The sequence below is a fragment of the Stenotrophomonas sp. YJH_SMC_6 genome (assembly GCF_059371335.1).
Genome location: NZ_JCAFUM010000014.1, coordinates 40,263 through 66,169, shown reverse-complemented (window position 1 = coordinate 66,169; position 25,907 = coordinate 40,263). Strand labels below are relative to the sequence as shown.

Annotated in this window: 28 protein-coding genes; 12 read left to right on the top strand and 16 right to left on the bottom strand. The window is 67.4% G+C overall.

Annotation, left to right across the window (positions count from 1 at the left end):
* Positions 1 to 71: 71 nt before the first annotated feature.
* The 3 genes from fhuE to AC5P9N_RS16495 form a co-directional block, all read right to left on the bottom strand.
* On the bottom strand, positions 72 to 2,231 hold the full coding sequence (gene fhuE, locus AC5P9N_RS16505) for a ferric-rhodotorulic acid/ferric-coprogen receptor FhuE (protein WP_043034018.1): 2,160 nt from the start codon (positions 2,229 to 2,231) through the stop codon (positions 72 to 74).
* 171 nt (positions 2,232 to 2,402) lie between these two features.
* A complete protein-coding gene (locus AC5P9N_RS16500) occupies positions 2,403 to 2,954 on the bottom strand; it encodes a M23 family metallopeptidase (protein WP_043034019.1) in 552 nt (183 codons plus the stop codon).
* A 9-nt stretch (positions 2,955 to 2,963) separates the two neighbouring features.
* Entirely contained in the window at positions 2,964 to 3,446 is a 483-nt protein-coding gene (locus AC5P9N_RS16495) for an Lrp/AsnC family transcriptional regulator (protein WP_005411028.1), read from the bottom strand.
* Between the two features lie 72 nt (positions 3,447 to 3,518).
* Here AC5P9N_RS16495 and AC5P9N_RS16490 point away from each other — a divergent pair, with 72 nt between their 5' ends.
* Positions 3,519 to 4,388 (top strand): EamA family transporter, encoded by an 870-nt coding sequence (locus tag AC5P9N_RS16490; protein ID WP_099484758.1) that lies wholly within the window; start codon positions 3,519 to 3,521, stop codon positions 4,386 to 4,388.
* Between the two features lie 109 nt (positions 4,389 to 4,497).
* On the opposite strand, the gene AC5P9N_RS16485 is transcribed toward AC5P9N_RS16490, so the two are convergent.
* The 4 genes from AC5P9N_RS16485 to AC5P9N_RS16470 form a co-directional block, all read right to left on the bottom strand.
* A complete protein-coding gene (locus AC5P9N_RS16485) occupies positions 4,498 to 5,235 on the bottom strand; it encodes an endonuclease/exonuclease/phosphatase family protein (RefSeq protein WP_204325323.1) in 738 nt (245 codons plus the stop codon).
* A gap of 53 nt (positions 5,236 to 5,288) precedes the next feature.
* Entirely contained in the window at positions 5,289 to 6,125 is an 837-nt protein-coding gene (locus AC5P9N_RS16480; RefSeq protein ID WP_005414471.1) for a thiol:disulfide interchange protein DsbA/DsbL, read from the bottom strand.
* Positions 6,126 to 6,231: 106 nt separating this feature from the next.
* Positions 6,232 to 6,882: a thiol:disulfide interchange protein DsbA/DsbL gene (locus AC5P9N_RS16475; RefSeq protein WP_005411024.1), complete on the bottom strand. Its 651-nt coding sequence runs from the start codon at positions 6,880 to 6,882 to the stop codon at positions 6,232 to 6,234.
* Positions 6,883 to 6,988: 106 nt separating this feature from the next.
* Positions 6,989 to 7,789 carry a c-type cytochrome gene (locus tag AC5P9N_RS16470; RefSeq protein WP_012481251.1) on the bottom strand — a complete coding sequence of 267 codons (801 nt, stop codon included), beginning with the start codon at positions 7,787 to 7,789 and terminating at the stop codon, positions 6,989 to 6,991.
* Between the two features lie 156 nt (positions 7,790 to 7,945).
* Here AC5P9N_RS16470 and yihA point away from each other — a divergent pair, with 156 nt between their 5' ends.
* Positions 7,946 to 8,548: a ribosome biogenesis GTP-binding protein YihA/YsxC gene (gene yihA / locus AC5P9N_RS16465; protein ID WP_005411022.1), complete on the top strand. Its 603-nt coding sequence runs from the start codon at positions 7,946 to 7,948 to the stop codon at positions 8,546 to 8,548.
* Between the two features lie 72 nt (positions 8,549 to 8,620).
* Here yihA and AC5P9N_RS16460 read toward each other — a convergent pair whose 3' ends face one another.
* The 3 genes from AC5P9N_RS16460 to AC5P9N_RS16450 all read right to left on the bottom strand — a co-directional run bounded on the left by AC5P9N_RS16460 (position 8,621) and on the right by AC5P9N_RS16450 (position 11,794).
* Positions 8,621 to 9,592, bottom strand: coding sequence for an MBL fold metallo-hydrolase (locus tag AC5P9N_RS16460; RefSeq protein WP_099484752.1), 972 nt, complete (start codon positions 9,590 to 9,592; stop codon positions 8,621 to 8,623).
* 676 nt (positions 9,593 to 10,268) lie between these two features.
* Positions 10,269 to 11,093 (bottom strand): helix-turn-helix transcriptional regulator, encoded by an 825-nt coding sequence (locus AC5P9N_RS16455; RefSeq protein ID WP_043034020.1) that lies wholly within the window; start codon positions 11,091 to 11,093, stop codon positions 10,269 to 10,271.
* The gene (locus tag AC5P9N_RS16450; protein WP_043034022.1) at positions 11,090 to 11,794 is read right to left on the bottom strand and encodes a VIT1/CCC1 transporter family protein; all 705 of its coding nucleotides are present in this window, start codon (positions 11,792 to 11,794) and stop codon (positions 11,090 to 11,092) included. The genes AC5P9N_RS16455 and AC5P9N_RS16450 overlap by 4 nt, the downstream gene beginning before the upstream one ends.
* A gap of 152 nt (positions 11,795 to 11,946) precedes the next feature.
* Between AC5P9N_RS16450 and AC5P9N_RS16445 the strand changes: the two genes are divergently transcribed.
* Complete coding sequence (locus AC5P9N_RS16445) at positions 11,947 to 13,311, top strand: glutamate--cysteine ligase (RefSeq protein WP_049450587.1); 1,365 nt, start codon at positions 11,947 to 11,949, stop codon at positions 13,309 to 13,311.
* A 121-nt stretch (positions 13,312 to 13,432) separates the two neighbouring features.
* Here AC5P9N_RS16445 and AC5P9N_RS16440 read toward each other — a convergent pair whose 3' ends face one another.
* Complete coding sequence (locus AC5P9N_RS16440) at positions 13,433 to 14,491, bottom strand: NAD(P)-dependent alcohol dehydrogenase (protein WP_099484751.1); 1,059 nt, start codon at positions 14,489 to 14,491, stop codon at positions 13,433 to 13,435.
* A gap of 107 nt (positions 14,492 to 14,598) precedes the next feature.
* On the opposite strand from AC5P9N_RS16440, the gene AC5P9N_RS16435 reads away from it, so the two are divergent.
* Complete coding sequence (locus AC5P9N_RS16435; protein ID WP_005411016.1) at positions 14,599 to 15,483, top strand: LysR family transcriptional regulator; 885 nt, start codon at positions 14,599 to 14,601, stop codon at positions 15,481 to 15,483.
* A gap of 146 nt (positions 15,484 to 15,629) precedes the next feature.
* Here AC5P9N_RS16435 and AC5P9N_RS16430 read toward each other — a convergent pair whose 3' ends face one another.
* Positions 15,630 to 16,292: a TetR/AcrR family transcriptional regulator gene (locus AC5P9N_RS16430; protein WP_024956057.1), complete on the bottom strand. Its 663-nt coding sequence runs from the start codon at positions 16,290 to 16,292 to the stop codon at positions 15,630 to 15,632.
* A 76-nt stretch (positions 16,293 to 16,368) separates the two neighbouring features.
* Here AC5P9N_RS16430 and AC5P9N_RS16425 point away from each other — a divergent pair, with 76 nt between their 5' ends.
* On the top strand, positions 16,369 to 17,064 hold the full coding sequence (locus AC5P9N_RS16425) for a DAPG hydrolase family protein (RefSeq protein WP_065183180.1): 696 nt from the start codon (positions 16,369 to 16,371) through the stop codon (positions 17,062 to 17,064).
* A gap of 12 nt (positions 17,065 to 17,076) precedes the next feature.
* Here AC5P9N_RS16425 and AC5P9N_RS16420 read toward each other — a convergent pair whose 3' ends face one another.
* Positions 17,077 to 17,493 carry a VOC family protein gene (locus tag AC5P9N_RS16420; protein WP_012481244.1) on the bottom strand — a complete coding sequence of 139 codons (417 nt, stop codon included), beginning with the start codon at positions 17,491 to 17,493 and terminating at the stop codon, positions 17,077 to 17,079.
* A gap of 114 nt (positions 17,494 to 17,607) precedes the next feature.
* Here AC5P9N_RS16420 and AC5P9N_RS16415 point away from each other — a divergent pair, with 114 nt between their 5' ends.
* Positions 17,608 to 18,285 carry an SMI1/KNR4 family protein gene (locus AC5P9N_RS16415; RefSeq protein ID WP_005411012.1) on the top strand — a complete coding sequence of 226 codons (678 nt, stop codon included), beginning with the start codon at positions 17,608 to 17,610 and terminating at the stop codon, positions 18,283 to 18,285.
* A 101-nt stretch (positions 18,286 to 18,386) separates the two neighbouring features.
* Here the strand turns inward: AC5P9N_RS16415 and AC5P9N_RS16410 are convergent, their stop codons facing one another.
* Entirely contained in the window at positions 18,387 to 19,490 is a 1,104-nt protein-coding gene (locus AC5P9N_RS16410; protein ID WP_099484757.1) for an alkene reductase, read from the bottom strand.
* 129 nt (positions 19,491 to 19,619) lie between these two features.
* Between AC5P9N_RS16410 and AC5P9N_RS16405 the strand changes: the two genes are divergently transcribed.
* The 6 genes from AC5P9N_RS16405 to AC5P9N_RS16380 all read left to right on the top strand — a co-directional run bounded on the left by AC5P9N_RS16405 (position 19,620) and on the right by AC5P9N_RS16380 (position 24,935).
* Positions 19,620 to 20,525 (top strand): LysR family transcriptional regulator, encoded by a 906-nt coding sequence (locus AC5P9N_RS16405; protein ID WP_049396494.1) that lies wholly within the window; start codon positions 19,620 to 19,622, stop codon positions 20,523 to 20,525.
* A 70-nt stretch (positions 20,526 to 20,595) separates the two neighbouring features.
* Positions 20,596 to 20,871 carry a formaldehyde-responsive transcriptional repressor FrmR gene (gene frmR, locus AC5P9N_RS16400; protein ID WP_005411009.1) on the top strand — a complete coding sequence of 92 codons (276 nt, stop codon included), beginning with the start codon at positions 20,596 to 20,598 and terminating at the stop codon, positions 20,869 to 20,871.
* 58 nt (positions 20,872 to 20,929) lie between these two features.
* Positions 20,930 to 22,039 carry an S-(hydroxymethyl)glutathione dehydrogenase/class III alcohol dehydrogenase gene (locus AC5P9N_RS16395; protein ID WP_049396496.1) on the top strand — a complete coding sequence of 370 codons (1,110 nt, stop codon included), beginning with the start codon at positions 20,930 to 20,932 and terminating at the stop codon, positions 22,037 to 22,039.
* Between the two features lie 8 nt (positions 22,040 to 22,047).
* Positions 22,048 to 22,407: a YqcC family protein gene (locus AC5P9N_RS16390; RefSeq protein ID WP_099484749.1), complete on the top strand. Its 360-nt coding sequence runs from the start codon at positions 22,048 to 22,050 to the stop codon at positions 22,405 to 22,407.
* Between the two features lie 63 nt (positions 22,408 to 22,470).
* Positions 22,471 to 23,301 (top strand): S-formylglutathione hydrolase, encoded by an 831-nt coding sequence (gene fghA, locus AC5P9N_RS16385; protein ID WP_005411006.1) that lies wholly within the window; start codon positions 22,471 to 22,473, stop codon positions 23,299 to 23,301.
* Positions 23,302 to 23,489: 188 nt separating this feature from the next.
* The gene (locus AC5P9N_RS16380; RefSeq protein WP_005411005.1) at positions 23,490 to 24,935 is read left to right on the top strand and encodes a GGDEF domain-containing protein; all 1,446 of its coding nucleotides are present in this window, start codon (positions 23,490 to 23,492) and stop codon (positions 24,933 to 24,935) included.
* Between the two features lie 39 nt (positions 24,936 to 24,974).
* Here AC5P9N_RS16380 and AC5P9N_RS16375 read toward each other — a convergent pair whose 3' ends face one another.
* On the bottom strand, positions 24,975 to 25,445 hold the full coding sequence (locus tag AC5P9N_RS16375; RefSeq protein WP_099484748.1) for a hypothetical protein: 471 nt from the start codon (positions 25,443 to 25,445) through the stop codon (positions 24,975 to 24,977).
* Between the two features lie 5 nt (positions 25,446 to 25,450).
* Positions 25,451 to 25,897: a universal stress protein gene (locus AC5P9N_RS16370; protein ID WP_032129880.1), complete on the bottom strand. Its 447-nt coding sequence runs from the start codon at positions 25,895 to 25,897 to the stop codon at positions 25,451 to 25,453.
* Between the last annotated feature and the right edge of the window lie 10 nt (positions 25,898 to 25,907).

Here is a 25,907-nt window from a genome sequence, read left to right as displayed (position 1 = left end):
GAGTCGAGCCGTGCTCGACTGCCCTCTGTGACCGAGTCGGGCATGGCTCGACTCCACAGAAGCCGGTTACATCAGAACGACCAGGTGAACGTCAGCGAGCCGTTGCGGCCATCGCCATACGCACCGTAGCCGTTGATCTGCGACAGGTACTTCTTGGCCAGCAGGTTGTTGAGGTTGGCCTGCACGCTGAACTCCGGCGAGATGCGGTAGCGCACGAAGGCGCTGACCAGTGCATAGCCACTCTGCTCGATGCGGCCGTAGGCAGGCACCGCGTAGTAGATGCGGTTCTGCCAGTTGGCACCGCCACCGACGGTCAGTTCCTGCAGCGACTGCGGGGTGTAGCTGGTGAACAGCTTCAATGCGGTCTGCGGCAGGTTGGTGTTGATGTCGGCGTCGTTGATGTCCTTGGCCACGTAGCGCGAGGCGCCGAAGGTGGCATTCCAGCCCGGTGCCAGTTCACCGTTCACCTCGAACTCGAAGCCACGGCTGACGGTGCCGCGTGCGGCGCGATAGGCGAACTCGTTCGGGCTGCCCTGCACCGGCTCGCCGGTGGCTTGGCCGACGTTGTCCTGTTCGATGCGGAACACCGCCAGCGAGGCATTCAGGCGGTTGTCGAACCATGCCCCCTTGACGCCCACCTCGTAGCTCTTGCCATCGACCGGATCGAGATAGCTGCCGTCGCGATCCTTCAGCGTCTGCGGCTGGAAGATCTCGGTGTAGCTGGCGTAGGTCGAGTACGTATCGTTGATGTCGAACACCAGCCCTGCATACGGCGTGGTGACCTTGTGTGCGCGGTCGGCGCCTTCGCCTTCGCTCTTCCAGTCGGTGTAGCGGGCGCCGATGATCAGCTTCAACGGATCGGCCAGTGACAGGCGTGCGGCGCCGTAACCGGCCTTCTGGGTGATGGTGCCCTGGCTGGCCAGTGCCAGCGGGTTCCAGTTCGGCTCGCTGATGTTGCCGGTCCAGTGCAGGTAGCTGGTGAACGGGTCCCAGGTCTTGCCGGCGCCACCGACCTGGTAGTCGCCATAGTTGGCATAGTCGCGCTTGTTGTAGCTCAGTCCGGCCATGAACTGGTGCTCGCGGCCGAACAGCTGGAACGGACCGTCAACGTAGCCATCAACACCGGTGACCTTGCGCTCGGTGTTGTAGAAACCCGCGGAAGGCGAGATGCCCGTGCCGTTGGTTCTGTCGAAGTTCGATGCGCCCGTGGTCCAGTCGTTGTATGCCGGGTAGAACAGCTTGTCGTCGGCCTTGGTCTCATCGTGCGTGGCACCGACCTTGAACTTCCAGCCATTGCTGAAGGCGTGCTGCAGGGTGGCGAACGCGCGCTTGCTGGTGGTGTCCCAGTAGGTCCAGTTCGGGCTGGCGTTGAACGATTCGTCATAGCCGGTGCGCGAGCCATCGGAGTACAGCATCGGGAAGCCGCCCCAGGTCGCGCCGTTGGCGCGCTTCTGCTGGTAGTCGTAGCCCACGCTCAGCTGGGTGTCCGGGGTCAGGTCGGCGTCGATGACCGCATAGCCCAGCGTCTTGCGCTGGTTGTAGCGATCCATCTGGCCGTCGGTGTCCAGGTAGCTGCCGATCACGCGGCCGCGCACGGTGCCGCTGGCGTTCAGCGCACTGCCCACGTCCACGGTGGTGCGGGTGCGGCCCCAGCTGCCGACGTTCACCGAGACGCTGCCGTTCAGTTCGGCGCTGTCGGCATGCTTGCGGATCAGGTTCACCGACGCGGACGGATTGCCGGCACCACTGAGCAGGCCGGTGGCACCACGCACCACTTCCACGCGGTCGTACAGCGCCAGGTCCAGGCCGGAATCACCGTAGCTCCAGTTCTGCACCATCTGCGTCGGCAGGCCATCGAACTGGTAGGCATCAATGTAGAAACCGCGCGCGTAGAACTCGGTGCGTTCGCTGTCGGACTGGGTGCTGGTCACGCCGGTGGTGTTGGCCAGCACGTCGATGATGTCGTCCAGGTTCTGATCTTCGATGCGCTGGTGGCTGATGATGCTGATCGACTGCGGGATCTCGCGCGGGGCCAGGTCGAAGCGGGTACCGGCCGAGGTGCGGCGCACCGAATAGCCTTCGGCGCGTTCACCCTTCACCACCACCTTGTCGAGGTTGGTCGGATCGGCGGCGGTTTCGGCGAAGGCGGCCGGGGCCACGGCGCAGAGAACGGCGAGCACGGCAACGGACAGCCGTTGTGGCTGCGGCGTACGGAAGACGGAACGGGTCATGGGGGTCCTGGACGAGCACGCGCGCTCGGCCGGCATCCAGAGGCGAGGCGCTACGGGTGGGAAACGGACGGGCAGGCCGTCCTGGCACCACCGGAAACGAAAGAAATGGTAATACGAACTATTCCTATTTACAAATCATGAACAGGTCGGTCTGCGGGTGTGCAGTGGCAGTCAGCGCAGCAATGGCAGTGGGTTTCGCGCGCCGTCGGTGCCGTAGACGCCCCAGTGCAGGTGCGGCGGCGTGCCCTTGGCGTTGCCGCTGTCGCCGACATGGCCGAGCAGATCGCCGGGTTGCACCACCTGGCCGCGTGCCAGGCCGTCGGCCCAGTCCTCCAGATGCGCGTAGTAGTAGCGTTCGCGCCCAGGCCCGATCACCCAGACCTGACGCCCGCCGAGCCCGCGTTCGCTGACATCCGCGACGACACCGGCCGTGGCGCTGCGCACTGGGGTGCCGCGTTTGGCGAAGATGTCGATGCCGGCGTGGGAGCGGTCACGGCCACGTGGCGCGCCGAAGGTATCGGCGATCTGGCGTGGCCGCACGCCGTCCACCGGCACCGGTAGTTGCGTGGCCGGCGGCATCCGCGAGAGCGCCCACAGCATCTTCGGTGCGACCGCCCATGGGCTGTTCCACAGCGTCATCGCCGCGACGAGCGCAATGGCCAGCCACAGGCCACGCAGCAACCAGCGGCGAAGGCGGTGGGCGTGGGAGGACGGTGTATTCATGGCTCGACGCTACAGAACCGGTGTCAGCGGGACCTCGAAACTCCGCTTCAACGTGCCCAGCGCCACCGAGGTGCGGAAGCGCTCGATGTTGTCATCGCCGCCGAACAACCGCTCGGTGATGGCCTCGTACTCTTCCATCGACGCCGCCGAAAGCAACAGCAGGAAATCGCCATCGCCGGTGATGGAGTAGCACTGCTGTACCGCCGGGTCGTCCTGCACGCGGCGCCTGAACGGCGCCACGCGGTCGCGCTGCTCGCTGACCACGCGCACCTCGACGATGATGGTCAGCGGCCGACCGATCTTGGCTGCGGCGACCACCGCCACGTTGGCCGCGATCACGCCACTGTCCTGCAGGCGCTTGATGCGCCGTTGCACGGCCGGGGTGGACAGGTGCACGGACTCGGCGATTTCGCGCTGCGGCAGGGTGTTGTCCCGCTGCAGGAGGTCGAGGATGGCGCGGTCGAAACTGTCGAGCACGGGAGCGATGGCCATGGCGAGCAGAAGTTGCACGAACAGGCTGTCAATTGAGCCAAGTGCTCGGCGCCGACGCAATAGACTTTGCGCATGCAGACCTCACGACTTGCGCCGATGTTGCCGGCGCTGGCGGTGCTCGGCTCGGTCACCTCGCTGGCCATCGGCACTTCCTACGCAAGACACCTGTTCCCGCTGATCGGTGCGCAGGGCACCAGCGCGCTGCGCGTGGGCTTTTCAGCGCTGTTGCTGCTGCTGTTCTGGCGGCCATGGCGCTGGAAGACCAGCCGCGTGGATGCGATCACCATCCTGCGCTACGGGCTCACTCTGGGGCTGATGAACCTGCTGTTCTACATGGCCCTGCGCACGATTCCCTTCGGCATCGCGGTGGCCATCGAGTTCACCGGGCCGCTGACGGTGGCGATGCTGTCATCACGACGCCCGATCGATTTCCTCTGGGTAGGCTGCGCGGCGGTGGGGCTGCTGTTGCTCCTGCCGATCGGCGGGGGCCCCGCGCTGGACCCGGCCGGCGTGCTGTACGCGATGGGCGCTGCGGCCTGCTGGGGCCTGTACATCGTGTTCGGCAAGCGTGCCGGTCATCTGCATGCCGGGCACTCGGTCTCGCTGGGGCTGCTGGCGGCGTCTCTGGTGGTGGTACCGGTGGGCGTGGTGCATGCCGGTGCCGCGCTGCTCGACCCGAAGATCCTGGCGGCGGGCCTGCTGGTGGCACTGGTGTCCAGCGCGATCCCGATGTCGCTGGAAATGATGGCGCTCAAGCGCCTGCCGAAGGAGACCTTTGGCATCCTGATCAGCATGGAGCCGGCGGTGGCCGCGCTGTGGGCGATGCTGTTGCTGCACGAGCACCTGCACGGGCTGCAGTGGCTGGCGATCGGCTGCACGGTGTTGGCCTCGGTGGGCAGCACGATGACCGCGCGGCGGTTGAAAGCACCCGTCACCGCCTGAAAAAGGGGACGGAGGGGATTAAGTCGTTTATGCCCCGATTTAGGGGGCGCCGGGCGGCGCCCGGCGCAGAGCGTGCGGACCAACGGTCCGCACCTACCGTAACGGCGAGTCAGCGCAGGGCGTCGGCCGGGACGTCGATCTGCATCGCCAGGGCGAGGTGATCGGAGAACGCGGCCGGTACGGCTTCCACGGTGCGGGTCTGCAGGCCGCTGCTGACCAGGATGTGGTCGATGGCGCGGTCCGGGCGCCAGCTGGGGAAGGTCGGCACGATGCAGCCCGGGGGCTGCAGCCGGGTCTTCTGGTACAGCACCTGCATTTCCGGGCGCTCGGCCAGGCAGTTGAAGTCGCCCATCAGTACTGCGTTGGGGTGGTCGGACAACAGCTCGGCGATGAAGCCCAGCTGCGACATCCGCGATCCCGCGCCCAGCGACAGATGGGCCACTGCCACCGCCAGGCCATCGGCGCCGTCGCCGAACTTGGCCAGCAGCACGCCGCGCCCGCCGATGCGGCCGGGCAGGGCGTGATCCTGCACTTCAACCGGTTCCAGCTTGCTCAACAGGCCGTTGGCGCTGGAGGCGACCCCACCCATGCGCCGGTTCGGCTGGTGGCTCCAGTAATTGAATCCGGCGCGCTGGGCCAAATAGTGGGTCTGGTTGGTGAAGCCCGAGCGCAGGCTGCCCGGGTCGGCCTCCTGCAGGCCGACGATGTCATGGTCGCGCGCCAAGGTGGCGATCGCGTCAAGATTGCTGCGCTTGCGACCCGCCGGCAGCGCATGTGACCAGCTGCGGGTCACATAGTCGCTGTAGCGGCGGGTACTTGAGCCGGCCTGGATGTTGGCCGTCAGCAAGCGCAGGGTCCGTGTACGGGGGGAATTCACGGCCGGGAAACGCTTCTCTTGGATCAGTGAGCCTGGGCCGCACCGCGTTCGCGGGCGATCAGGTGGTCGGCGATGCGCAGCATGTCCGGGAAGCTCTTGCCCTTCACCAGGTACTTGCCGTTGACGATGATCGACGGGGTGCCGCTGATCTGGCTGCGCTGCGCGAACTGCTTGGCCGAGTTGGTCTTGGCATTCACTGCGAAGCTGCCCATGGTGGCGGCGAACTGCTTCGGATCCACGCCGTAGGCACCGTAGAACTTGGCGATGTCTTCCACCGAATCACGGCCGCGCTCGCCCTTCAGGGTCTTCTGCGAGTGGATGGCGGCGTACAGCGCTTCGTGGGTCTTCTCCTGCACGCCCAGGGTCTGCGCGGCGTAGAAGGCACGGGCGTAGTCATCCCAGGTGCCGCCGAACATGGCCGGCACGTAGACGAAGTTCACGTCGCTCGGCAGGCCGGCCTTCCACGGGCCGACCAGCGGCTGGAATGCGGCGCAGGCCGGGCAGACGTAGCCGAAGATCTCGGTCACTTCGATCTTGCCGGTGGCCGGCTGGAACGGCTGGCCGTTCGGGATCACCTGGTAGTCGGCACCTTCCACCGGGGCCGGGCCGGTCAGTGCGGCGGTGGTCGGGGCCGGTGCGGTGGCCGGAGCCGCTTCGGCCGGGGCCTTCTCGCCTTCAGCGGCAGCCGGCGCGGCGCCTTCGCTGCCCGCCGCCGGCGCAGCAGCCGGTTCGGTGGTGGCTGCCGGGGCTGCAGCCGGTTCGGCCGGGGCCGCGGTGGTGTTGGTGCTGCCGTCATCAGCCTTGCAGGCAGCCAGGATCGGCAGCAGCGCTGCGAGGGCGAGGGCGTAACGGATCTTCATGGAAACGTCTCCAGCATCTGGAATGGTGGGGCCGGCGCCAGGCGCCGGCCAGAGGGAAATGATGACATGCGGCGGCGACAGCGCCGTGTCGGTGGTGGGTGTTGGTTCAGCGGCCGCGGGCAGCGCGGGCCTGGGCGATCAGCGCCGAGGCGATGCGCAGCTGGTCGTCGAAGCTGTTGCCACGCACCAGGTACTGGCCGTTGATGATCAGCGCCGGGGTCCCCGGGATCCTGGTGCGCTGGGCGAACGCGCGCGCGGCATCGACCTTCTTCTGTACGGCGTCGCCGCGCAGGGCCTGCAGGTAACGGTCCGGGGTCACGCCATACGCCTTGTAGAAGGTGGCGAGCTCATCGGCCGAGACGTTCTGCATCGGCAGCGATCCCTGCTCGTGCAGGGCCTTGAACACGGCAGCGTGGCTGCGCTTGGCCACGCCGACCTCGTCGGCGGCGTAGTAGGCCAGTGCCCAGGCATCCCAGGCGCCACCGAAGGCAGCCGGGACCGGGGTGAAGCGCACGTCGGCCGGCAGCTTGGCCGCCCAGGCTTCCAGCTGCGGTTCGAAGTGGGCGCAATGCGGGCAGGTGTAGCCGAAGACCTCGACCACCTCGATCTTGCCCGCCAGCGGCTGGAACGGGCCCGGCTGCGCGATGCGCTCGTAGTCTTTGCCCTCGACCAGCGGGGCATTGGCGGGGGTAGCGGCGCAGGCTGCCAGCGGCAGCAGCACCAGCACGGACAACAGCAGGCGGGAAATCAACCTCATCGACACGCATCTCCGTTGAAAAAAGCAACGCCGGCGCGGTCGCCGGCGTGAAGGAAACATACCGCAGGCGCGGGCCGTGGTGGCGGCCCGGGCCGACCAGTGGTGGTCAGGGGGCGGCAGCCGGTTGCGCCGACGGGGGGGCAGTGGCCACATCGTCGGCCTTGTTGTGCAGGCCCTGCAGGTAGCTCGACAGCGCCTGCACCTCCTGCTCGCTCAGCTTCTGCGCGACTGTCGCCATGATCTGGAAGTGGGCCTTGTCGGTCTCGCTGGTCTGGCCGGCCTGGTATTCCTGCAGGCGGCGCGCGACATAGCTGGCGTGCTGACCACCGATGTGCGGATAGGCCGGACCCGGATTACCGGCACCGCTGGGGCCGTGGCACGCCATGCAGGCCGGCAGGCCGCGCTTGGCGTCGCCGCCACGGTACAGCTGCTGGCCGATCTCGTAGAACTTCATGCCCTTGTACGGGCCGTCGGTGACTGCCGTGTCATCGGCGATGCCGGCGGTGGCCTTCTGCGTGGCGAAGAACGCGCCGATGTCGCGCATGTCCTGCGGGGTGAGGTTCTGTACGAATGGCACCATCGCCACCGCCGCGCCGGAACTGCGCTGCCCATTGGCGATCAGGGCCATCTGCTGGGCGACGTAGCGTTCGCTCTGGCCGGCGATGGACGGGTACATCTCCACCGTGGAATTGCCGTCGGCGCCATGGCAGGCCGCGCAGGCCGAGGCCTTGGTCTGGCCGGCCTTGGCATCGCCCCAGTGGGTCTTGCTGAAATCCACCTCCAGCGAGGCGGTGTTGATCGGCCCGTTGTCGGGCAGCGGGGTCAACGTGGTCTGCGCGAACGCAGCAGCGGCAACGACTACAGCAGTGGCAAGGGCGGATACGGCAAGAACGCGAGCGTGGCGCATGCTGAAGCTCCGTATGGACCGGGCCGGGCGGTGGCCGCCGGCATCGCCCGGATTATCAACGCCGTTTCCGCGCACGGTCAACGCAGCAGTGCAGCAAAATGCCCGCAGAGGCCGCCGGCACGGGCGCGCGGCGCCGCAACATGCGATCCTAGGCACATGTCATTGCTCATCGAACGCGCCCGTTACCACCTTTCGGCCCACAACGTGCGGCAACTGCCGCCCGACGAAGGGGCCGAAGTGGCCTTCGCCGGCCGCTCCAACGCCGGCAAGTCCAGTGCGCTCAACGCGCTGACCCGCCAGAACGCCCTGGCCCGTGTCTCCAAGACCCCTGGCCGTACCCAGCAGTTGGTGTTCTTCCAGGTCACCCCGGAAGCGCATCTGGTCGACCTGCCAGGTTATGGCTATGCAAAGGTGCCGCTGGACCTGCAAGCGCACTGGCAGGCCTTCATCGACAAGTATTTCCGCACCCGCGAAGCCCTGAAGGGGCTGGTGGTGGTGATGGACATCCGCCATCCGCTGAAGGACTACGACCGGCAGATGCTGTCCTACGCCGTGCAGCGCGGCCTGCCGGCGCACGCCCTGCTGACCAAGGCCGACAAGCTCAGCCGCAGCCAGCAGATGCAGTCCCTGCAGAAGGTGCGCAAGGAACTGCAATCGGCCTACGGCGACAGCGTCAGCGTGCAGGTGTTCTCCGGCGAAGACCGTACCGGCGTGGACGAAGCCCGTGGCGTGATCGGCGGCTGGCTGGGGCTGGAGTAAGGCATTTCCGGTCGCCCGGCTGGCAGCCGGGCGCTACCCGATCGGTGGGTGCCGACCTTGGTCGGCACACCCTTACAACGGCGAATACTCCGCCGGCACCCACGCATAGGCCTTGCCCTCGCCACGCACATGGCCCAGGCCGGGGAAGGGCAGGTGCGCACCGGCTACCCACCAGCCGTTGGCGGTGGCCTGCTGCAGCAGCCCGCGACGGCTGGCGATGGCCGCTGTGCGGTCCGAATCGGCCTCGAATGCCGCCTCCGGGTGCGCGAACTGCACCGCATGGAAGTGCAGCACATCACCCCATACCAGCAGTGACTGGCCCTGGCTGTCGAACCGGTAAGAGACATGGCCGGGCGTATGGCCATGGGTGTCCATCGCCACCGCGCCGCCGGGCAGGGCGTCGCCGGGGCTGAAGGTGCGCAGGTGGCCGCTGGCCTGGTATGGCGCGACCGCATTGCGTGCCAGCGGGAAGGCGAAGCGCACGCCCTTCGGCGCGGTGCCCTCGCTGGCCGGGTTGAGCCAGTAATCGGCATCCGCCTTGGACAGCCACACCGTGGCATTGGGGTAGGCCGGCTTGCCCTGCGCGTCGAGTACGCCGCACAGGTGGTCCGGATGGGCGTGGGTCAGCAGCACCTCATCTACCTCGGCCGGGTCCACGCCGGAGGCGCGCAGATTGCCCAGCACCTGGCCCAGGCCGGGTCCGAAGCACTGCGCGGTGCCGGTGTCGACCAGGGTCAGGTGGTTGCCCTGGCGGATCAGGAACGCATTGATCGCGGTCTGCAGGCCCTTTTTGTCTTCCGGCACGTAACGGCCTTCCAGCAGGCGGCTGACCAGCGTCGGCGGCACGTCCACCACTTCCTGCCGGCCGAGCGCGACCACGCCGTCGAACAGGGCGGTGACCTGCAGCGCGCCGACGCGCTGGTGATAGACACCAGGCACCTGCTGGGTGGGGGCGGGCGAAGTGGCCTCGGCCAGCGCGGCCAGCGGCAGGGGCGACAGGGCCAGCAGCAGGGCGCCGTGCAGCGGCAGGTGACGCAGGGTCATGGTGGTTCTCGGTGGATGACGGGCGGTTCCGTTGCCGCATAGCGTGCCGTGGCCGGCGTGTGCACGGCGCTCAAACCACTGCGCGGAATGCTCAGGGAGGGGGTGTTGTCTGCAGGGCTGCGCCCTGCACCCGCAGAGGCAACGGCCGCAGCCAAAGCAACGTCAAAAACTGGTTTCCTGTGGGATGGCGGGGTGGGTCCGGTTGCGGGGGACGCTGCAAGTACATCCATGTAAGCTCGGTCGCCGCATCCATGCGGCTCACGCCCCCGCAACCGGACCCACCCCGCCTTCGACAGTTTTCCGCGATCTGTTGGAACGACGTATTGCCCCGGTGGGTGTCGACCTTGGTCGATACAGTAGATCCACGCCATGCGTGGATGACTCATTCGATATGTGACAGATGTGTCGACCAAGGTCGACACCTACCAACAGCCGCGCGGAACAAAGCCGCAGTTGCCAACAGCCGAGTGAACCTGTCGAAGGTGGGGCGGTGTGGGTGGGCAGGACCGTTGGCGCCATGGATGGCGCCATCGAGCCCCCAGGGACGGGTTTACGGCGTGTCCTGCCCACCCACACCGCCCCGCCATCCCACGGAATGCACGCTGTTGCTGTTGCTGTTGCTCCGGCTCTTGCTCTCGCTTCGGCGGGTGCAGGGCTGCAAGCCCTGCCGAACCCCTCAAATGTCTGTGGGAGCCAGTCCGTACTGCTCGGCGAAGCGCTTGCTGAAACTCGCCGCAGACCGGTAGCCCGCGCGCGCTGCCACGGTCTTCAACGGCAGGTCCGTGGTGTAGAGCAGCTGCATGCCATGCGCCAGCCGTGCCTCGGTGAGCAGCTGGCGCAGGCTGGTGTCTTCGGCGGCAAGACGGCGGCGCAGGGTCGCGCCGCTCAACGCGAACTGTTCTTCCACATCGCGCGATTGCCAGTCGCGTGCGGGTTCGGCGGCGATGCGGTCGCGGATCTGTTCGCCCAGGCTCGGTGCCTGCGGCAGCAGCAGGTTGCCGTGGCCCTGCCGGCACAAGGTCAGTACCAGCGAGGCCAGGGCCAGCCGCGCTTCGCTGTAACGACCGTCCTGCAGCGATTGCCGCCACTGGCGCAGCACCGCGCCATGATCGATCAACGGCAGTCGCGCCATCACCTGGCCTGGCGCGGGAAGCTCCTCGCTCCACAGCGTGCGAGCGGCCGCCAGCACTTCGGCACACAGCGGCACGATGGCGCTGAGGTAGCGGCCACTGCGTGGGTCGGGGGTGTTGACTACATCGATGCGGCAGCGCTGGGTCAGCAGCAGGATGTCGCCGGGGATGAACTCCAGCGACTGGTGCGCGGTACGCACCTGCTTGCGGCCTTCCAGCAGGATCGCGAACTGCGGTTGCGGAATCTCCACCGAGCTGGCGCCATGTTCGCGCCGCGCGGTGATGCACGCATAACCTTCGGCGCGTGCGCAGCCGGCCAGACTGGCCATCTCGGCCAGCAGTGCGGTAACTGGCGGCAGCATGCCGGTCATGTCACCGGGGCGCCGAACAGGCGACCGACGCCTGCAGCGGCGGCCATTGCCAGTGCACCCCAGAACATCACCCGGATCGCGCCGCGTACCGGCGGGGCGCCGCCGGCCTGGGCTGCCACCGCGCCGGTCAGACACAGGCCGAGCAGGGTACTGGCCGTGGTCATCAGTGCGACCTTGTCGACCGGCGCCAGCAGGGCGGTCATCACTGGCAGCGCCGCACCGCAGGTGAACGCACCGGCCGAGGCCAGCGCTGCCTGCAGCGGACGGGCGCGCAGGGTATCGGTGATGCCCAGTTCGTCGCGGGCGTGGGCACCCAGCGCATCGTGGGCGGTAAGCTGTTCGGCAACCTGCCGCGCCAGCGCAGGCTCCAGGCCGCGGTGTCGGTAGATCGCGGCCAGCTCCTCCAGTTCGCTGTGCGGATCGTCGCGCAGCTCGCGCTTTTCCATTGCCAGGTCGGCCGCTTCGGTGTCGGCCTGGGTCTGCACCGAGACATATTCGCCCGCCGCCATCGACATCGCGCCGGCCACGGTACCCGCCACGCCGGTGGCCAGGATGGTCGCAGCCGAGGCGCCGCTGGCGGCCACGCCGACCACCAGGCCAGCCACCGAGACGATGCCATCGTTGGCGCCCAGCACGGCGGCTCGCAGCCAGCCGACGCGCTCGGAGCGATGCAGTTCGGGGTGTCGTGAATGGCGGCTCATGGCTCTGAGTGTACGAGGGTCAAGAGGGCGTCGGTAGGATGCTGAAACCCGTCACCGTCGCATGACGCAACGGGGTGCCACGCTATAGTGCGCCCTTGCGATGGAAGGCCGCGAGCCCCACATCCCCCGCCACCGTCCAGCGAGCCTTTCCCTTGTCGAGCCCCAGCCACGTCGCCGATACCCCCATTACCGACCGCTCGCAGCTGGTGGAGGTGATCGCCTCCGGCGAGAAGCCCCGCGCGCAGTGGCGCATCGGCACCGAGCACGAGAAGTTCGGGTTCCGCCTGGATGACCTGCGCCCGCCGACCTTCGAAGGCGAGCGCGGCATCGAAGCGCTGCTCAACGGCCTGGTCCGCTTCGGCTGGGAGCCGGTGCAGGAGAACGGCAACACGATCGCCCTGCTGCGCGATGGCGCCTCGGTGACGCTGGAACCGGCCGGTCAGCTGGAGCTGTCCGGTGCGGCGCTGGAGACCATCCACCAGACCTGCGTGGAGACCGGCACCCACCTCAACGAAGTGGCGCAGGTGGCCGGCGAACTGCAGCTGGGTTTCCTCGGCATGGGCTTCCAGCCGAAGTGGAAGCGCGACGAGATGCCCTGGATGCCCAAGGGTCGCTACAAGATCATGCGTTCGTACATGCCCAAGGTCGGTTCGCTCGGCCTGGACATGATGACCCGCACCTGCACGGTACAGGTGAACCTGGACTACGCGACCGAAGCGGACATGGTGAAGAAGTTCCGCGTATCGCTGGCGCTGCAGCCGATCGCCACCGCGCTGTTCGCCGATTCGCCGTTCACCGAAGGCAAGCCCAACGGCTACCTGAGCTACCGCTCGCACATCTGGACCGACACCGACGCTGACCGCACCGGCATGCTCGACTTCGTGTTTGAGGATGGCTTCGGTTACGAGCGCTATGTCGATTACCTGCTCGACGTGCCGATGTATTTCTCCTACCGCGATGGCATCTACCACGACGCCAGCGGGCAGAGCTTCCGCGATTTCATGCAGGCCAGGCTGCCGGTGCTGCCGGGCGCGCTGCCGACGCTGCGCGACTGGTCGGACCACATGACCACCGCGTTCCCGGAAGTGCGCCTGAAGAAGTACCTGGAAATGCGCGGCGCCGATGGTGGTCCGTGGAGCCGCCTGTGTGCGCTGCCGGCGTTCTGGGTCGGGCTGCTGTACGACGACGCTGCGCTGGACGCTGCGTGGGACCTGGTGCGTGACTTCACCCTGGCCGAGCGCCATGCACTGCGCGACGGCGTGCCGAAGCATGCGATGAACCTGCCGTTCCGCAATGGCACGGTGCGCGACCTGGCCCGCGAAGCCGTGAAGATTTCCGTCGAAGGCCTCAAGCGCCGCGCGGCGCGCAATGCCGACGGCCAGGACGAGAGCAAGTTCCTGGACGTGCTGCAGGAGATCGTCGAATCCGGGCTGACCCCGGCCGAGCGCAAGCTGGCGCTGTTCCATGGCCGCTGGCACGGCGACGTCGATCCGGTGTTCCGCGAATTCGCGTACTGAGTGGATTGCGGTAGTGCCGGCCGCTGGCCGGCAGCCAGGCGGGGGTGCCGGCCAGCGGCCGGCACTACCAGAAAAAAACCCCGGCATTGCCGGGGTTTTTCTTTTTCGCATCTGCCCTGGATCAGGCCGCGTCCTTCATCGTCGCCATGTCGATCACGAAGCGGTAGCGCACATCGTTCTTCGTCATGCGTTCCCAGGCTTCGTTGACGTTCTTGATGTCGATCATCTCCACATCGCTGACGATGCCGTGCTCGGCACAGAAGTCCATCATTTCCTGGGTTTCAGCCATGCCTCCAATCGCCGATCCGGTCAGGTGCTTGCGGCCGAAGATCACGCTGCCACCGGTCAACGGCGGGTCCAGTTCGGTCAGCACGCCGACCAGGCACATGGTGGCTTCACGCTTGAGCAGGCCCATGTACGGATTGGTGTCATGGCCAACAGGGATGGTGTTGAGCAGGAAGTCGAAGCTGCCCGCGTGCGCCTTCATCTGCGCGGCATCGCGCGAGACCAGCACCTCATCGGCGCCCAGGCGCTTGGCGTCGGCACCCTTTTCCGGCGTGGTGGTGATCATCACCACGTGCGCGCCGAGTGCCTTGGCGAACTTCACGCCCATGTGGCCGAGGCCACCGAGGCCGATCACGCCGACCTTCTGGCCCGGGCCGACCTTCCAGTGGCGCAGCGGCGACCAGGTGGTGATGCCGGCGCACAGCAGCGGCGCGGCGGCCTTCAGGTTGAGGGTGTCGGACACCTTCACCACGAAGCGCTGTTCGACCACCACGTGGTCGGAATAGCCGCCGTAGGTCGGCGCGCCGCTTTCGCGTTCACGGCCGTTGTAGGTCCAGGTCGCGCCCTCTGCGCAGTACTGCTCCAGGTCGTGCTCGCAGGCATCGCAGTGGCGGCAGGAGTCGACCATGCAGCCGACGCCGGCGTGGTCGCCGACCTTGAAGCGGGTGACGTTGCTGCCGACTTCGGTCACCCGGCCGATGATCTCGTGGCCCGGCACCATCGGGTAGATCGAGCCACCCCAGTCGTCGCGGGCCTGGTGCAGGTCGGAGTGGCAGATGCCGCTGTAGAGAATCTCGATGCGCACATCGTCCGGGCCGACCGCGCGGCGTTCGAACTCGAAGGGCACCAGCGGGTCGGTATGGGAGTGGGCGGCGTAACCACGGGCGAGGGACATGGGGAATCCTTGGCAGGGTTTGTCGAAAGGCGTTTTACAATACGCCCCGTACCCAGCCGCAAGAAGCACGGATATCGGCATGATTCATCAAGTGAAACTGCACAATCATGGCCACTGACAATCTCACCCACCTGGCCGCGTTCGCGGCGGTCGCCCGTCACCGCAGCTTCCGCCGTGCCGGCGCCGAGCTGGCGCTGTCGACCTCGGCGGTGAGCTATGCCATCCGCGCGCTGGAGGAACGGTTGGGCGTGGGCCTGTTCCATCGCACCACCCGCAGCGTGGCCCTGACCGAGGCCGGGCAGCGCCTGCTGGAACGCCTGCAGCCCGCGCTGGGCCAGGTGAATGACGCGCTGGAGGAGATGAACCAGTTCCGCGCCGCGCCGGCGGGCCTGCTGCGTATCAATGCTACCCGCGCCGCAGTGCCGACCCAGTTGGGGCCACGGCTGGCGCGCTTCCTGCACGCCCATCCCGACGTGCGGGTGGAGCTGACCGAGAACGATGGCCTGGTCGATATCGTTGCCGAAGGCTACGACGCCGGCGTGCGCCTGCACGAGTTCGTACCCGAGGACATGGTGGCGGTGCCGATGGGCCCACCGCTGCGTGGCTTGATTGTCGGCTCGCCGGACTACCTGCGGCGGCGCCCGGCGCCACAGCATCCGCGCGACCTGGCCACACACGAATGCATCCGCTTCCGCTTCGCCAGCGGGCATCTGTACAAGTGGCAGTTCGAGCGCGGTGGGCAGGCGCTGGAGATCGATGTACCGGGGCGGCTGACGCTGTGCGAGCAGGGCACCGTGGTCAGAGCGGTACTCGATGGCATCGGCCTGGCCTATGTGCTGGAAGACACCGCCCGCCCGTACATCGAATCCGGCCAGATGGTGGCAGTGCTGGAAGACTGGAGCGAACCGTTCGCCGGCTTCGCGCTGTACTACCCGAAGCAGCGGCAGATGCCCGGTGCGTTGCGCGCGTTCGTGGACATGCTGCGCGAGTGAGTTACTGCAGGAGTGCCGACCAACGGTCGGCACCCACCGTGGAAGGCCAGTGCCGACCAACGGTCGGCACCCACCGGGCAAGGCCATTGCCGACCAACGAATCGGGACCGGCCGGTAGATCCACGCCACGCGTGGATGGAACAACCTTACGGCGCCTGCAACACCGGCGCCAAGAACGCCACGCAGTCGCGCAGGTGCACGTCCACCGGCGCATCCTCGGCCACCACACCGATCACGCGTTCGCGCAGCGGCTCGGCCACGGCCATCGCCAGCAGCAATCGCGCCATGCGAACAGGATCTCCCTCGCGCAGCAGCCCACGCTGTTGCTGGCGCGCCAGCCAGTCGGCCAGCAGCGCACGGCCGCGTTCGATGCCATTGTCCAGATAGGCCTGCAGCAGCGCGTCCTTGCCGGGAAAGTCGGTGGCCAGCAGGCGGAATACCTGCACCGCCTGCGCCGACAGCGCCTGCGCGCACACCGCGTGCAGGATGTCCTGCAGCAACGGCACGACCTCTTGGGCATTGCGCGCATCGCGCTGCAGTTGTGGCGCGAAGCCGTCGGTCCACTCGCGTACTGCCAACCCGACCAGTTCCTCGCGGTTGCTGGCGTGGCGGTACACGGTCTTCTTCGCTACCCCGGCGTGCGCGGCCACCGCTTCGATGGTGGTGGCCTCATAACCCTGCGCCAGCAGCAGCTCCAGCGTGGCCTGCAGCACGGCGTGGCGGACTTCGGCTTCCGGCCGCGCAGGGCGGCCGCGGCGGCGGGTCGGTGATGTGGGCTCGGGCACGGTGGTGCTGTTCATTGCGCCCATCTTACCGCATCCGGACAATTACGAAACGGATATCGTTTCCGTATTGTCGGGGCTCCCAACACCGCAGGAGACCCCGATGGATACCGCTGTGAACGCCCGCGCCTGGCTGGACCACCACGATCTGCTCGACCCGGCGCCGATGCATCTGGAGACCGGCATCCAGCGCCGCGAAGACGGCACCCTGCTGGTGGCGGTGCGCACCGATCTGCACGGCTGCAAGGGCCGCATGCTCGACTGGTGGTTCACCTTCTTCGAGACCACCCAGCACATCCGCTGGTGGCATCCGGTCGATCATGTCGAGCATCGTGGCTGGGACGCGGCCTGGCAGCGCGGGCGCAGCTACCACGGCGCCAGCATCCATGCGGTGGAATCGCTGGCCGACATTCCGCCGGTGGCGGCGCGCTTGAAGTTCCATGACCCGCGCACGTTGCTGGTGCCCGAGCGCCTGCAGGCGGCACAGGATGCAGGCGATGTATCGGCGGTGATCGCCGCGCGAATCGGCTTCGGCGACCAGGTCCGTCTGGATGCAAACGCTGACCCCTGCGACGGGCAGATGCTGCACGTCGCACGCGATACGCCGTTTGGCTGTGTGCTGCGCAGCCGCTTCGTGCTCGGCCTGGACAGCGCCGATCCGCACCGCGATGCCGGCGATGCGGTCGGGCTGGGCCTGCTCAAGCACTGCTACACGGAGTTCAGTTTCCTCTCGCGCCTGCTGCCGTCGCTGTACTACGGCGAGCGCGCCAACGGCGAAGCGGTGCCGTTGCCGTGGTGAGCGGTGCAGCGGTCATTCGACCAGTGCGTCGTAGCCTTCGCCGCTGAACTGGATCAGGCAGAAGCCGTGGCCGAACGGATCGGCCAGCACGGCGATGCGTCCCCAGCGGCGCTCGCGCACGGATTGCTCGAGCGTCGCTCCGGCTGCGACTGCACGTACCAGCGCGGCTTCGATGTCATCCACCACCCAATCCAGGTGCAGCGGCGTCCAATGGCGCTCGTAGTCGCGCACGTCGCCGTCTTCGGTGGCGGCGCTGCCGGCGTCGTTGTGCAGCAGGTAGAGCGGCGTTGGCCCACCGAGCAGCTCCACGGCGCCCGGGCCGAGACGGCGGCCGATGCGCAGGCCGAAGGCCCGGATGTAGAAGTCTTCGGCGGCGGCCAGGTCGGGCACGTCGAGGTTGACGATGAAGCTGTGGGCAGTGGCGTTCATGGCAGCGATGGGCGGCATCCGGTGGTCGCAGTCTAGTCCTGCCGCGTGCTGCGGCTGGTTCATCTCCTGCGCGGATTCGGGCAAGCTGGGCGGTCTCCATCGACAAGGACATCCATGAGCGCGCTATCCGGCATCGAACAGGCCACCGGCCAGTCCTTCCCGCCCCTGTTCAAGCAGCTGCATGCAGCGGATCGGTTGAGTTGGGGTGCCCCACATCCGGAATGGTCCGAGGTGGTATTCCCGACGCTGCAGGCGGATCCGCCGGTGCTGCTGTATGCCCAGGACTATGAGCCCCTGGAGGACGATGAGCTGCTCGAGGCGTGGCAGGAGTTGACTGCGGAGGATCATTACAATCCCCTGCGCACTGACCTGCAGTTGCTGCCCTTTGCGCGGACCGGCGGTGGCGACAGCTACTGCTTCTGGAGCAACGCGCCCGGCTTTGCCGAGCCCCCCGTCGTGCTGGTGTGGCATGACGATGATCGTGCCGATGTGCTGGCGGCCAGCTATCAGGATTTCCTGTTCCGCAAGATGGTCGAAGCCGTTGCTGACTACCAGGGGCCGTACACGCTGCTGTCGCACGGCGAGCTGGCCAGCAACCTGCGGCGCTGGCTGCAGAGCCACCAGCCGTTCCTGCGCGATGACCAGTACGCAGCCCTGCAGCGGCTGTTCGCCCGCGTTGACGATATCGCTGAAGGAAACATCAGCGACGAGGATGCACAGGCCATCGTCGCTGAGGTGATCGGCTTCGAGCGGTTGGACGAGTCGTTCGCCTACGTGCGCGAGGACGCCTGAAGGCCGGGGTCGGATCCGCGCGCAGCGTGGCTCTGACGCCTTGTGCGCCGAACAGGGGTCAGAGCCCTTTCCGTTGGAAAGGGCTCCGACCCCGTGGGGGATCAGCCCGCGGCCGGGTAGTCGAGGTAGCCTGCTTCGCCGCCACCGTAATAGGTGCTGCGGTCGGGCGTGGCCAACGCGATGTTGCGCTGCAGGCGTTCGACCAGATCCGGGTTGGCGATGAACGGCTGGCCGAACGCGGCCAGGTCGATGGTGCCCGCTTCGACCAGCTGCAGGGCGCGTTCGCGGGTCATGCCACCTGCCAGGATGACGGTGCCACCGTAGGCCTGCTTGAACTGCCGCAGGAACGCCTCGCCCAGCACCGACCGGCCCGCCTGCAGGTTGTCGTTGAGGTGCACGTAGGCCAGCCCACGCTTGCCCAGTTCCTCGGCCAGGTACAGATAGGTGGCTTCGTTGTCGGGGTAGAACGGCATGTCGAAGGTGAGGTTGTTCGGTGCCAGGCGCACGCCGATGCGATGCGCACCGATACGCTGCGCCATCGCATCGACGGTCTCCAGGATCAAGCGCGCACGATTGGGCAGCGAGCCGCCGTAGCGATCATCACGCTGGTTGATGAGCGGGTTGAGGAACTGCTCGAACAGGTAACCGTTGGCGGCATGCAGTTCGATGCCGTCGAAGCCGGCCGCAATGGCGTTGTCCGCCCCGCGCACAAAGTCGTCGACGATACCGGGGATCTCCGCAGTCTCCAGTGCACGTGCCGGAGTGGGATCGGCGTGGCCGCGGCTGCCATCGTCCAGGTACACGAACGAGGTGTTCTTCGGTGCGCTGGCCACCGGGCGGGTACCGGCGCTGACCGGTTGCCCACCGCCGGGCTGCAGCGAGGAATGCGACATGCGGCCGACGTGCCAGAGCTGGGCGAAGATCGTGCCCTGTGCGGCATGCACCGCCTCGGTGACACGCTTCCACCCGGCCACCTGCTCGGCCGACCAGATGCCCGGCACGTCGATGTAGCCCTGGCCCTGCGGCGAGACAGGCGTGCCTTCGCTGATGATCAGGCCGGCGCTGGCGCGCTGCCGGTAGTACTGCGCGGTGAGTTCGTTGGCGACCGCTCCGGGGTTGCGGGCACGGGTCATCGGCGCCATCGCGATGCGGTTGCGCAGGGAAGTGCCTGCAAGGTCGAAGGGGCGGAACAGGGCGGCGGTCATGTCGGTCATCTCGGTGCGGGGGAAGGCGCCAGCGGCGCGATGCACACAGGATGGAGTTGACATGCGGGCGCATAAAGCGCTTCGATCTCTCTGGGTGCGGGACTATTTGTCCCCAATGGAGCGCGAACGATGCTGCCGCTGGAATCGTTGAATGGCCTGGTCACGTTCGTCACCACGGCCCGCTCAGGCAGCTTCACCGAGGCCGCCGACGCGCTGGGCATCTCGCGCTCGGCGGTGGGCAAGGCCGTCGCCCGGCTGGAAGCGCGGCTGGGGGTGCGCCTGTTCCACCGCACCACGCGGCGCATCGCGCTGACCACCGATGGCGAGGCGTACTACGCATCGTGCGCGGCGGCGCTGGAAGAAATCTCCGCCGCCGAGGCCTGCCTGGGTTCGGCCGGCCTGCCCAGCGGGCGGCTGCGCATCGACATGCCATCCTCGTTCGGGCGCCTGGTGGTGCTGCCGGTGCTGTTGCGGCTGTGCCGGCAGTACCCGGACCTGCAGTTGACGATGACCTTCACCGATCATTTCGTCGATCCCGTCGAGGAAGGCATCGACCTGCTGATCCGCTTCGGCGGGCTGCACCAGGCCGAGCATCTGGTGGCGCGGCGGCTGGGGCGTCAGCGACTGGTCACCTGCGCATCGCCGGAGTACCTGCAGGCGCACGGCGTGCCACGCACGGTGGAGGAACTGGCGCAGCACCGCAGCATTGTTGGCTTCCGCCACGGGCAACCGGTGTGGTGGCGGATCGGTAGCGAGGAGGACGAAGGGACATTCATCCCGAATGCGCCGTATCAACTCAATGACGGCGACGCGGTGATCGAGGCGGCCATCGCCGGGCTTGGTATCTGCCAGATGCCGGTTTCACTGGTACGCCGCCACCTGGATTCCGGCGCGTTGCGGTCGGTGCTGGATGCGCACATGCAACGGCACATCGATATCCACGCACTGTGGCCACCGACGCGCCACCTGCGGCCCAAGGTGCGCTACGTGGTGGATGAGCTGACCCGGTTGGCGGGTGAGGGATTGTTTGATTGAACCGGCCGGGATTGAGTCCGTGGCTCCGGTTTGTATACTATCCCCCAGTATAGTTCCAAGGTGGCCCGCCATGCCGCACTCCCCCGAAGAGAAGAAAAAGGTCCTGGCCCGCGTGCGCCGCATCCGTGGCCAGTGCGATGCGCTGGACCGCGCGCTGGAAGCCGGCGCCGACTGCGGGCCGGTGCTGCAGCAGATCGCCGCCATCCGTGGCGCGGTCAACGGCCTGATGTCCGAGGTGATGGAGGCCCATCTGCGCGAGGAGTTCGGCCAGCCTGCGGCCTCCGATGAACAACGCGCCGAACGCGTGCGCGACATGAGCGCGTTGATCCGCTCGTACCTGAAATAAACGATGGCGCAACATGGCGCCGCCCATCCTGTCATTGCCTGTCTTTGGAGAAACCACCATGAAGTCCCGTGCCGCCGTCGCCTTTGGTCCCGGCCAGCCGCTGAAGATCGTCGAGATCGACGTCGCCCCGCCGAAGAAGGGCGAAGTGCTGGTCAAGATCACCCACACCGGTGTCTGCCACACCGATGCGTTCACCCTGTCCGGCGATGATCCGGAAGGTCTGTTCCCGGTGGTGCTGGGCCACGAAGGCGCCGGCATCGTGGTGGAGGTCGGCGAGGGCGTGACCAGCGTCAAGCCCGGCGACCACGTGATTCCGCTGTACACCGCCGAGTGCGGCGAGTGCCTGTTCTGCAAGAGCGGCAAGACCAACCTGTGCGTTTCGGTGCGCGCTACCCAGGGCAAGGGCGTGATGCCGGATGGCACCAGCCGCTTCAGCTACAACGGCGAGCCGCTGTACCACTACATGGGCTGCTCGACCTTCAGCGAGTACACCGTCGTTGCCGAGGTCTCGCTGGCGAAGATCAACCCGGACGCCAACCCGGAGCACGTCTGCCTGCTCGGCTGTGGCGTCACCACCGGCATTGGCGCGGTGCACAACACCGCCAAGGTGCAGGAAGGCGACAGCGTGGCCGTGTTCGGCCTCGGTGGCATCGGCCTGGCGGTGATCCAGGGTGCACGCCAGGCCAAGGCCGGCCGCATCATCGCGGTGGACACCAACCCGTCCAAGTTCGAGCTGGCGCGCGAATTCGGTGCCACCGACTGCATCAATCCGAAGGATTTCGACAAGCCGATCCAGCAGGTCATCGTTGAAATGACCACCTGGGGCGTGGACCACAGCTTCGAGTGCATCGGCAACGTCAACGTGATGCGCGCGGCGCTGGAATGCGCGCACCGTGGCTGGGGCCAGAGCGTGGTGATCGGCGTGGCCGGTTCGGGCCAGGAGATCTCCACCCGTCCGTTCCAGCTGGTGACCGGGCGCAAGTGGATGGGCACCGCCTTCGGCGGCGTGAAGGGCCGCAGCCAGCTGCCGGGCATGGTCGAGGATGCGATGAAGGGCGATATCGAACTGGCCCCGTTCGTCACCCACACCATGGACCTGGACAAGATCAACGACGCCTTCGACCTGATGCATGAAGGTAAGTCAATCCGTTCGGTGGTCCACTACTGAGCCGCGTCATGGGCTGGTTCGATGCCCTGCGCCGGCCGCGTGCGGAAGACCCGCGCGCGGCCCTGGTGGTGCCGATCGAGCAGGCGTTGCGTGCGCTGGGCTGGGTCGACGGCGAGGTGGGACCGCCGTGTGCGGTGACTTCGGCCTTCGGCAGCGACGATGGCATGCCGTTCGAGCAGTGGCTTGCGCAGGTATTCCTGCCGCGCCTGCACGAAGCCCGCGCCGACGGCCAGTGGCCACCACGCAGCGACGTGGCGGTGGCGGCGTATCGCAACCTTGACGGCCAGCCTGGCGTCGAATCGTTGCTGCGCCTGCTGGCACAGCTGGATGAACGGATCAACCAAGGCATCCACGCCGGGCGTGGATAAGCCGACCAAGGTCGGCATCTACCGGAAGCACGCGTGCGCTGACGCGCCGCGCAGGAGAGCACCATGGAACGCATTGAACACCGAGCCTGTTTTGGCGGCTGGCAGGACGTCTACCGCCATCATTCGACCACGCTGGGCTGCGACATGCAGTTCGCCGTGTACCTGCCACCGCAGGCGGAAACACAGAAGCTGCCGGTGCTGTACTGGCTGAGCGGCCTGACCTGCACCGAGCAGAACTTCATCACCAAGGCCGGCGCGCAGCGTTATGCGGCCGAGCACGGTGTGATCATCGTCGCGCCCGACACCAGCCCGCGCGGTGATGACGTGGCCGATGCCGAGGGCTACGACCTGGGCAAGGGGGCAGGGTTCTACCTCAATGCCACCCGCGCACCGTGGGCGAAGCACTACCGCATGCATGACTACGTGGCGCAGGAGCTGCCGGCGCTGATCGAGGCGAACTTCGCGGTGACCGACGCGCGCGCGATCAGTGGCCATTCGATGGGCGGCCATGGCGCGCTGGTGATCGCGCTGCGCAACCCCGGGCGCTATCGCAGCGTGTCGGCGTTTTCGCCGATCGTCGCGCCCAGCCACGTGCCGTGGGGGCAGAAGGCCTTCCATGCCTATCTGGGCGACAACCCGGCCGACTGGGCGCAATGGGATGCCTGCGAGCTGATCGCTATGGCTGACGAGCGCCTGCCGCTGCTGGTCGACCAGGGCGAGGCGGACGAGTTCCTGCAGACCCAGCTGCAGCCGCAGCGCCTGCAGCAGGCCTGCGATGCCGCCGGCCATCCGCTGACCCTGCGCCTGCAGCCCGGCTACGACCACAGCTACTACTTCATCGCCAGCTTCATCGGCGAGCACATCGCCCACCACGCCCGCGCCCTGCAGGGCTGAGGGCGTTCCGGTAGCGCCGGCCGCTGGCAGGCAACCTGCGGTCCTGTGATTCCCCGGGTTTGCCGGCCAGCGGCCGGCACTACCATCGCGGTGCACTCGGAGTGTCGTTTTGCCGCAGTGGATCACGCCGCTGTGGCGTGCCGGCGCGCTATCGTGCGCGTAGACGGCCTTGCGGATCGGGGGGATGCATGCCGGTAGTGCTGGCGCTGCTGTATGTGCTGTGCCATGGCCTGGTGCTGGCCCTGTGGCCTGGCCCCGCCGGGGTCGGCTCCTTCGTTTTCCTGACCGGCGCCCCGTTGCTGGCGGCGGCCGCCTGCCTGTGGCGGGCCCGCCGCGACCGCGCGGCACTGGGGTGGCGCGCCACGGCATTGGCACTGCTGCTGTGGGCCGGCGGCATGGCGTTCAACATGATCGACGCCTTGGGCGCCGGGCGTGCCGATTTCACCCCGCGCGCAAGCCTGTTCCTGTACGTGCTGTATGGCGTGCCCCTGGTGTTCATCCTGGCCCGGGCACGCCGCGAGCGCCTGAGCATCAGCCTGATCGACGCGGCGATGGCGGCGCTGCTTGGCGTGCTGTTCTTCGTGCATGCGCAGTCGTTCGCCGCCCGCGTGGACATCGACGACCACGCATTGTCCAACATGCAACGCATGTTCGACATCCAGAACCTGTGTATCGCCGCGTTCGCCGTGGTGCGATGGCTGGCCGGCGACGTGCCCGAACGGCGCAGGTTCTTCCGCGCACTGGCGCTGTACGCACTGACCTATCTGCTGGTGGCCTATTACATCAACCACTACACCTTCGATGATGCATTCGGTGCGTTCAACGATCTGCTGATTGACGTACCTTTCCTGCTGATCGCCTGCCTGGCGCTGGACGCGGCGCCGGACACAGGCACCACGGCACACCCGCGGCTGGCGAGGACGGTGCAGGCCGCCGGTCCGATCATCCTGCCGTTGCTGCTGCTGGTGGTCGGCACGCTGGTGGTCGATCATGCGCGGCCGTTGGCCGTTGCCGGCTTCGTCGTAGCCACCCTTGGCTTCGGCCTGCGCAGCGTCCTGCTGCAGACCGATCTTCTGGAACGCCAGGCAGCACTGGATCAACTGGCGCGGCAGGATGGCCTGACCGGCGTGGCCAACCGCCGCGAGTTCGACGCACGGCTGACGTCCGAGTGGAATCGCGCACGGCGCAGCGGCACCGAGCTGGGCCTGCTGCTGGTGGATATCGACCACTTCAAGGCCTTCAACGACCAGCACGGCCATCCAGCCGGTGATCGTTGCCTGCAGGCGGTGGCCGGGGTGCTGAAGGCCATAGCCGGTCGCGGTGGTGACAGCGTTGCGCGTTATGGCGGTGAAGAGTTCGCCGTCATCGTGCCCGGAAGCCCGTTGTCGGGCGTGCTGGCGCTGGCCGAGCGGCTGCGCGAAGCGGTCGAAGCGCTGCCATTGCCGGAGGGCCCGGTCAGCATCAGCGTCGGCGTGGGTTACCTGCATCCGCCGGCTCTGGCCAGTGCCGATCAGTTGCTGGCAGACGCCGATGCCGGCCTGTATGCCGCCAAGCGGGCTGGCCGCAACCAGGTGATCCTGCATGCGCACGTGCTGGATGACGAGGGCAGCACGCACGGAACGATGGACTGCTGAGCAGCTCTCTGCATGCGATCACACGGGGGGCGCGACGGCTTATCGCTGCCGCAACCAGCCGGTCGGATCGAGCAGCCTCAGCCCGACCGGTGACAACGAGCGCTGCCGCAACGGCAGGTTTGCCGCCTGCACGGCCATCGCACAGCGTGCCAGTTGCCGGCGCAACGGTGCCAGCGTGTCGTCTTCGCGGGGCCGCGCATGCCGCCATTGTGCGATGCGCAGCAGGCAGACCAGCAGGTCCAATTCGCTGGCGGCAATGAAGGGAGAGCCGGCCGGCAGCAGATCGATCGGAGCGGCGGGGGTGGCCAGCAGCGGCAGCAGGCCGATGAAGGCGTCGCATCCCTCCTGGCCAAGCCCGAGTCCGCTCAGCTGGGCAAGGCCATCGGCCCGCAGATCGGGGTCGCGCAGCTGCCGTATCGCGCCCAGCAGCGCCTGTTCGCCGCGGCCGAACTGTCGACCGAAGGCGCGGTAGTTGACCCGGGTGGGAAACAACGGGGAACGGGAGGCCATGGTGGCTAGGGCTGTGGGTCGCGGGTTTCCACCAGCACCGGACAGGGCGCGTGGTCGATGGTCCATTGCCCGATCGAGGGTTCGAACAGGCGTTCCAGCCGGGACAGGTGGCGGTGGCCGATGACGATCAGGTCGCACTTCAGGCGCCGGGCCTGCTCGCTGATCACTTCGCCCGGGTCGCCGGAGGGAATCTGCGCGATGGCGTCGACGCCGCGTTCGCGCAGCTCGGCCAGGGCTTCGGCCAGCACCGCTTCGGCCCGCGAGCGTTGGCGGGCGGCTTCCGGGTACTCGATGCGGTCGGCTTCGCTGGCATCGGCCGCCAGCGCGAATTCGGGGTCGAGCACGCACAGCAGGTGCAGGCGGCTGTGGGGGCCGGCGATGGCGGCGGCCAGGTCCAGCACGCGCGCGTGCTGGGGGCCACCATCCAGGGCGACCAGCAGGGTATTGAACATGGATGTCTCC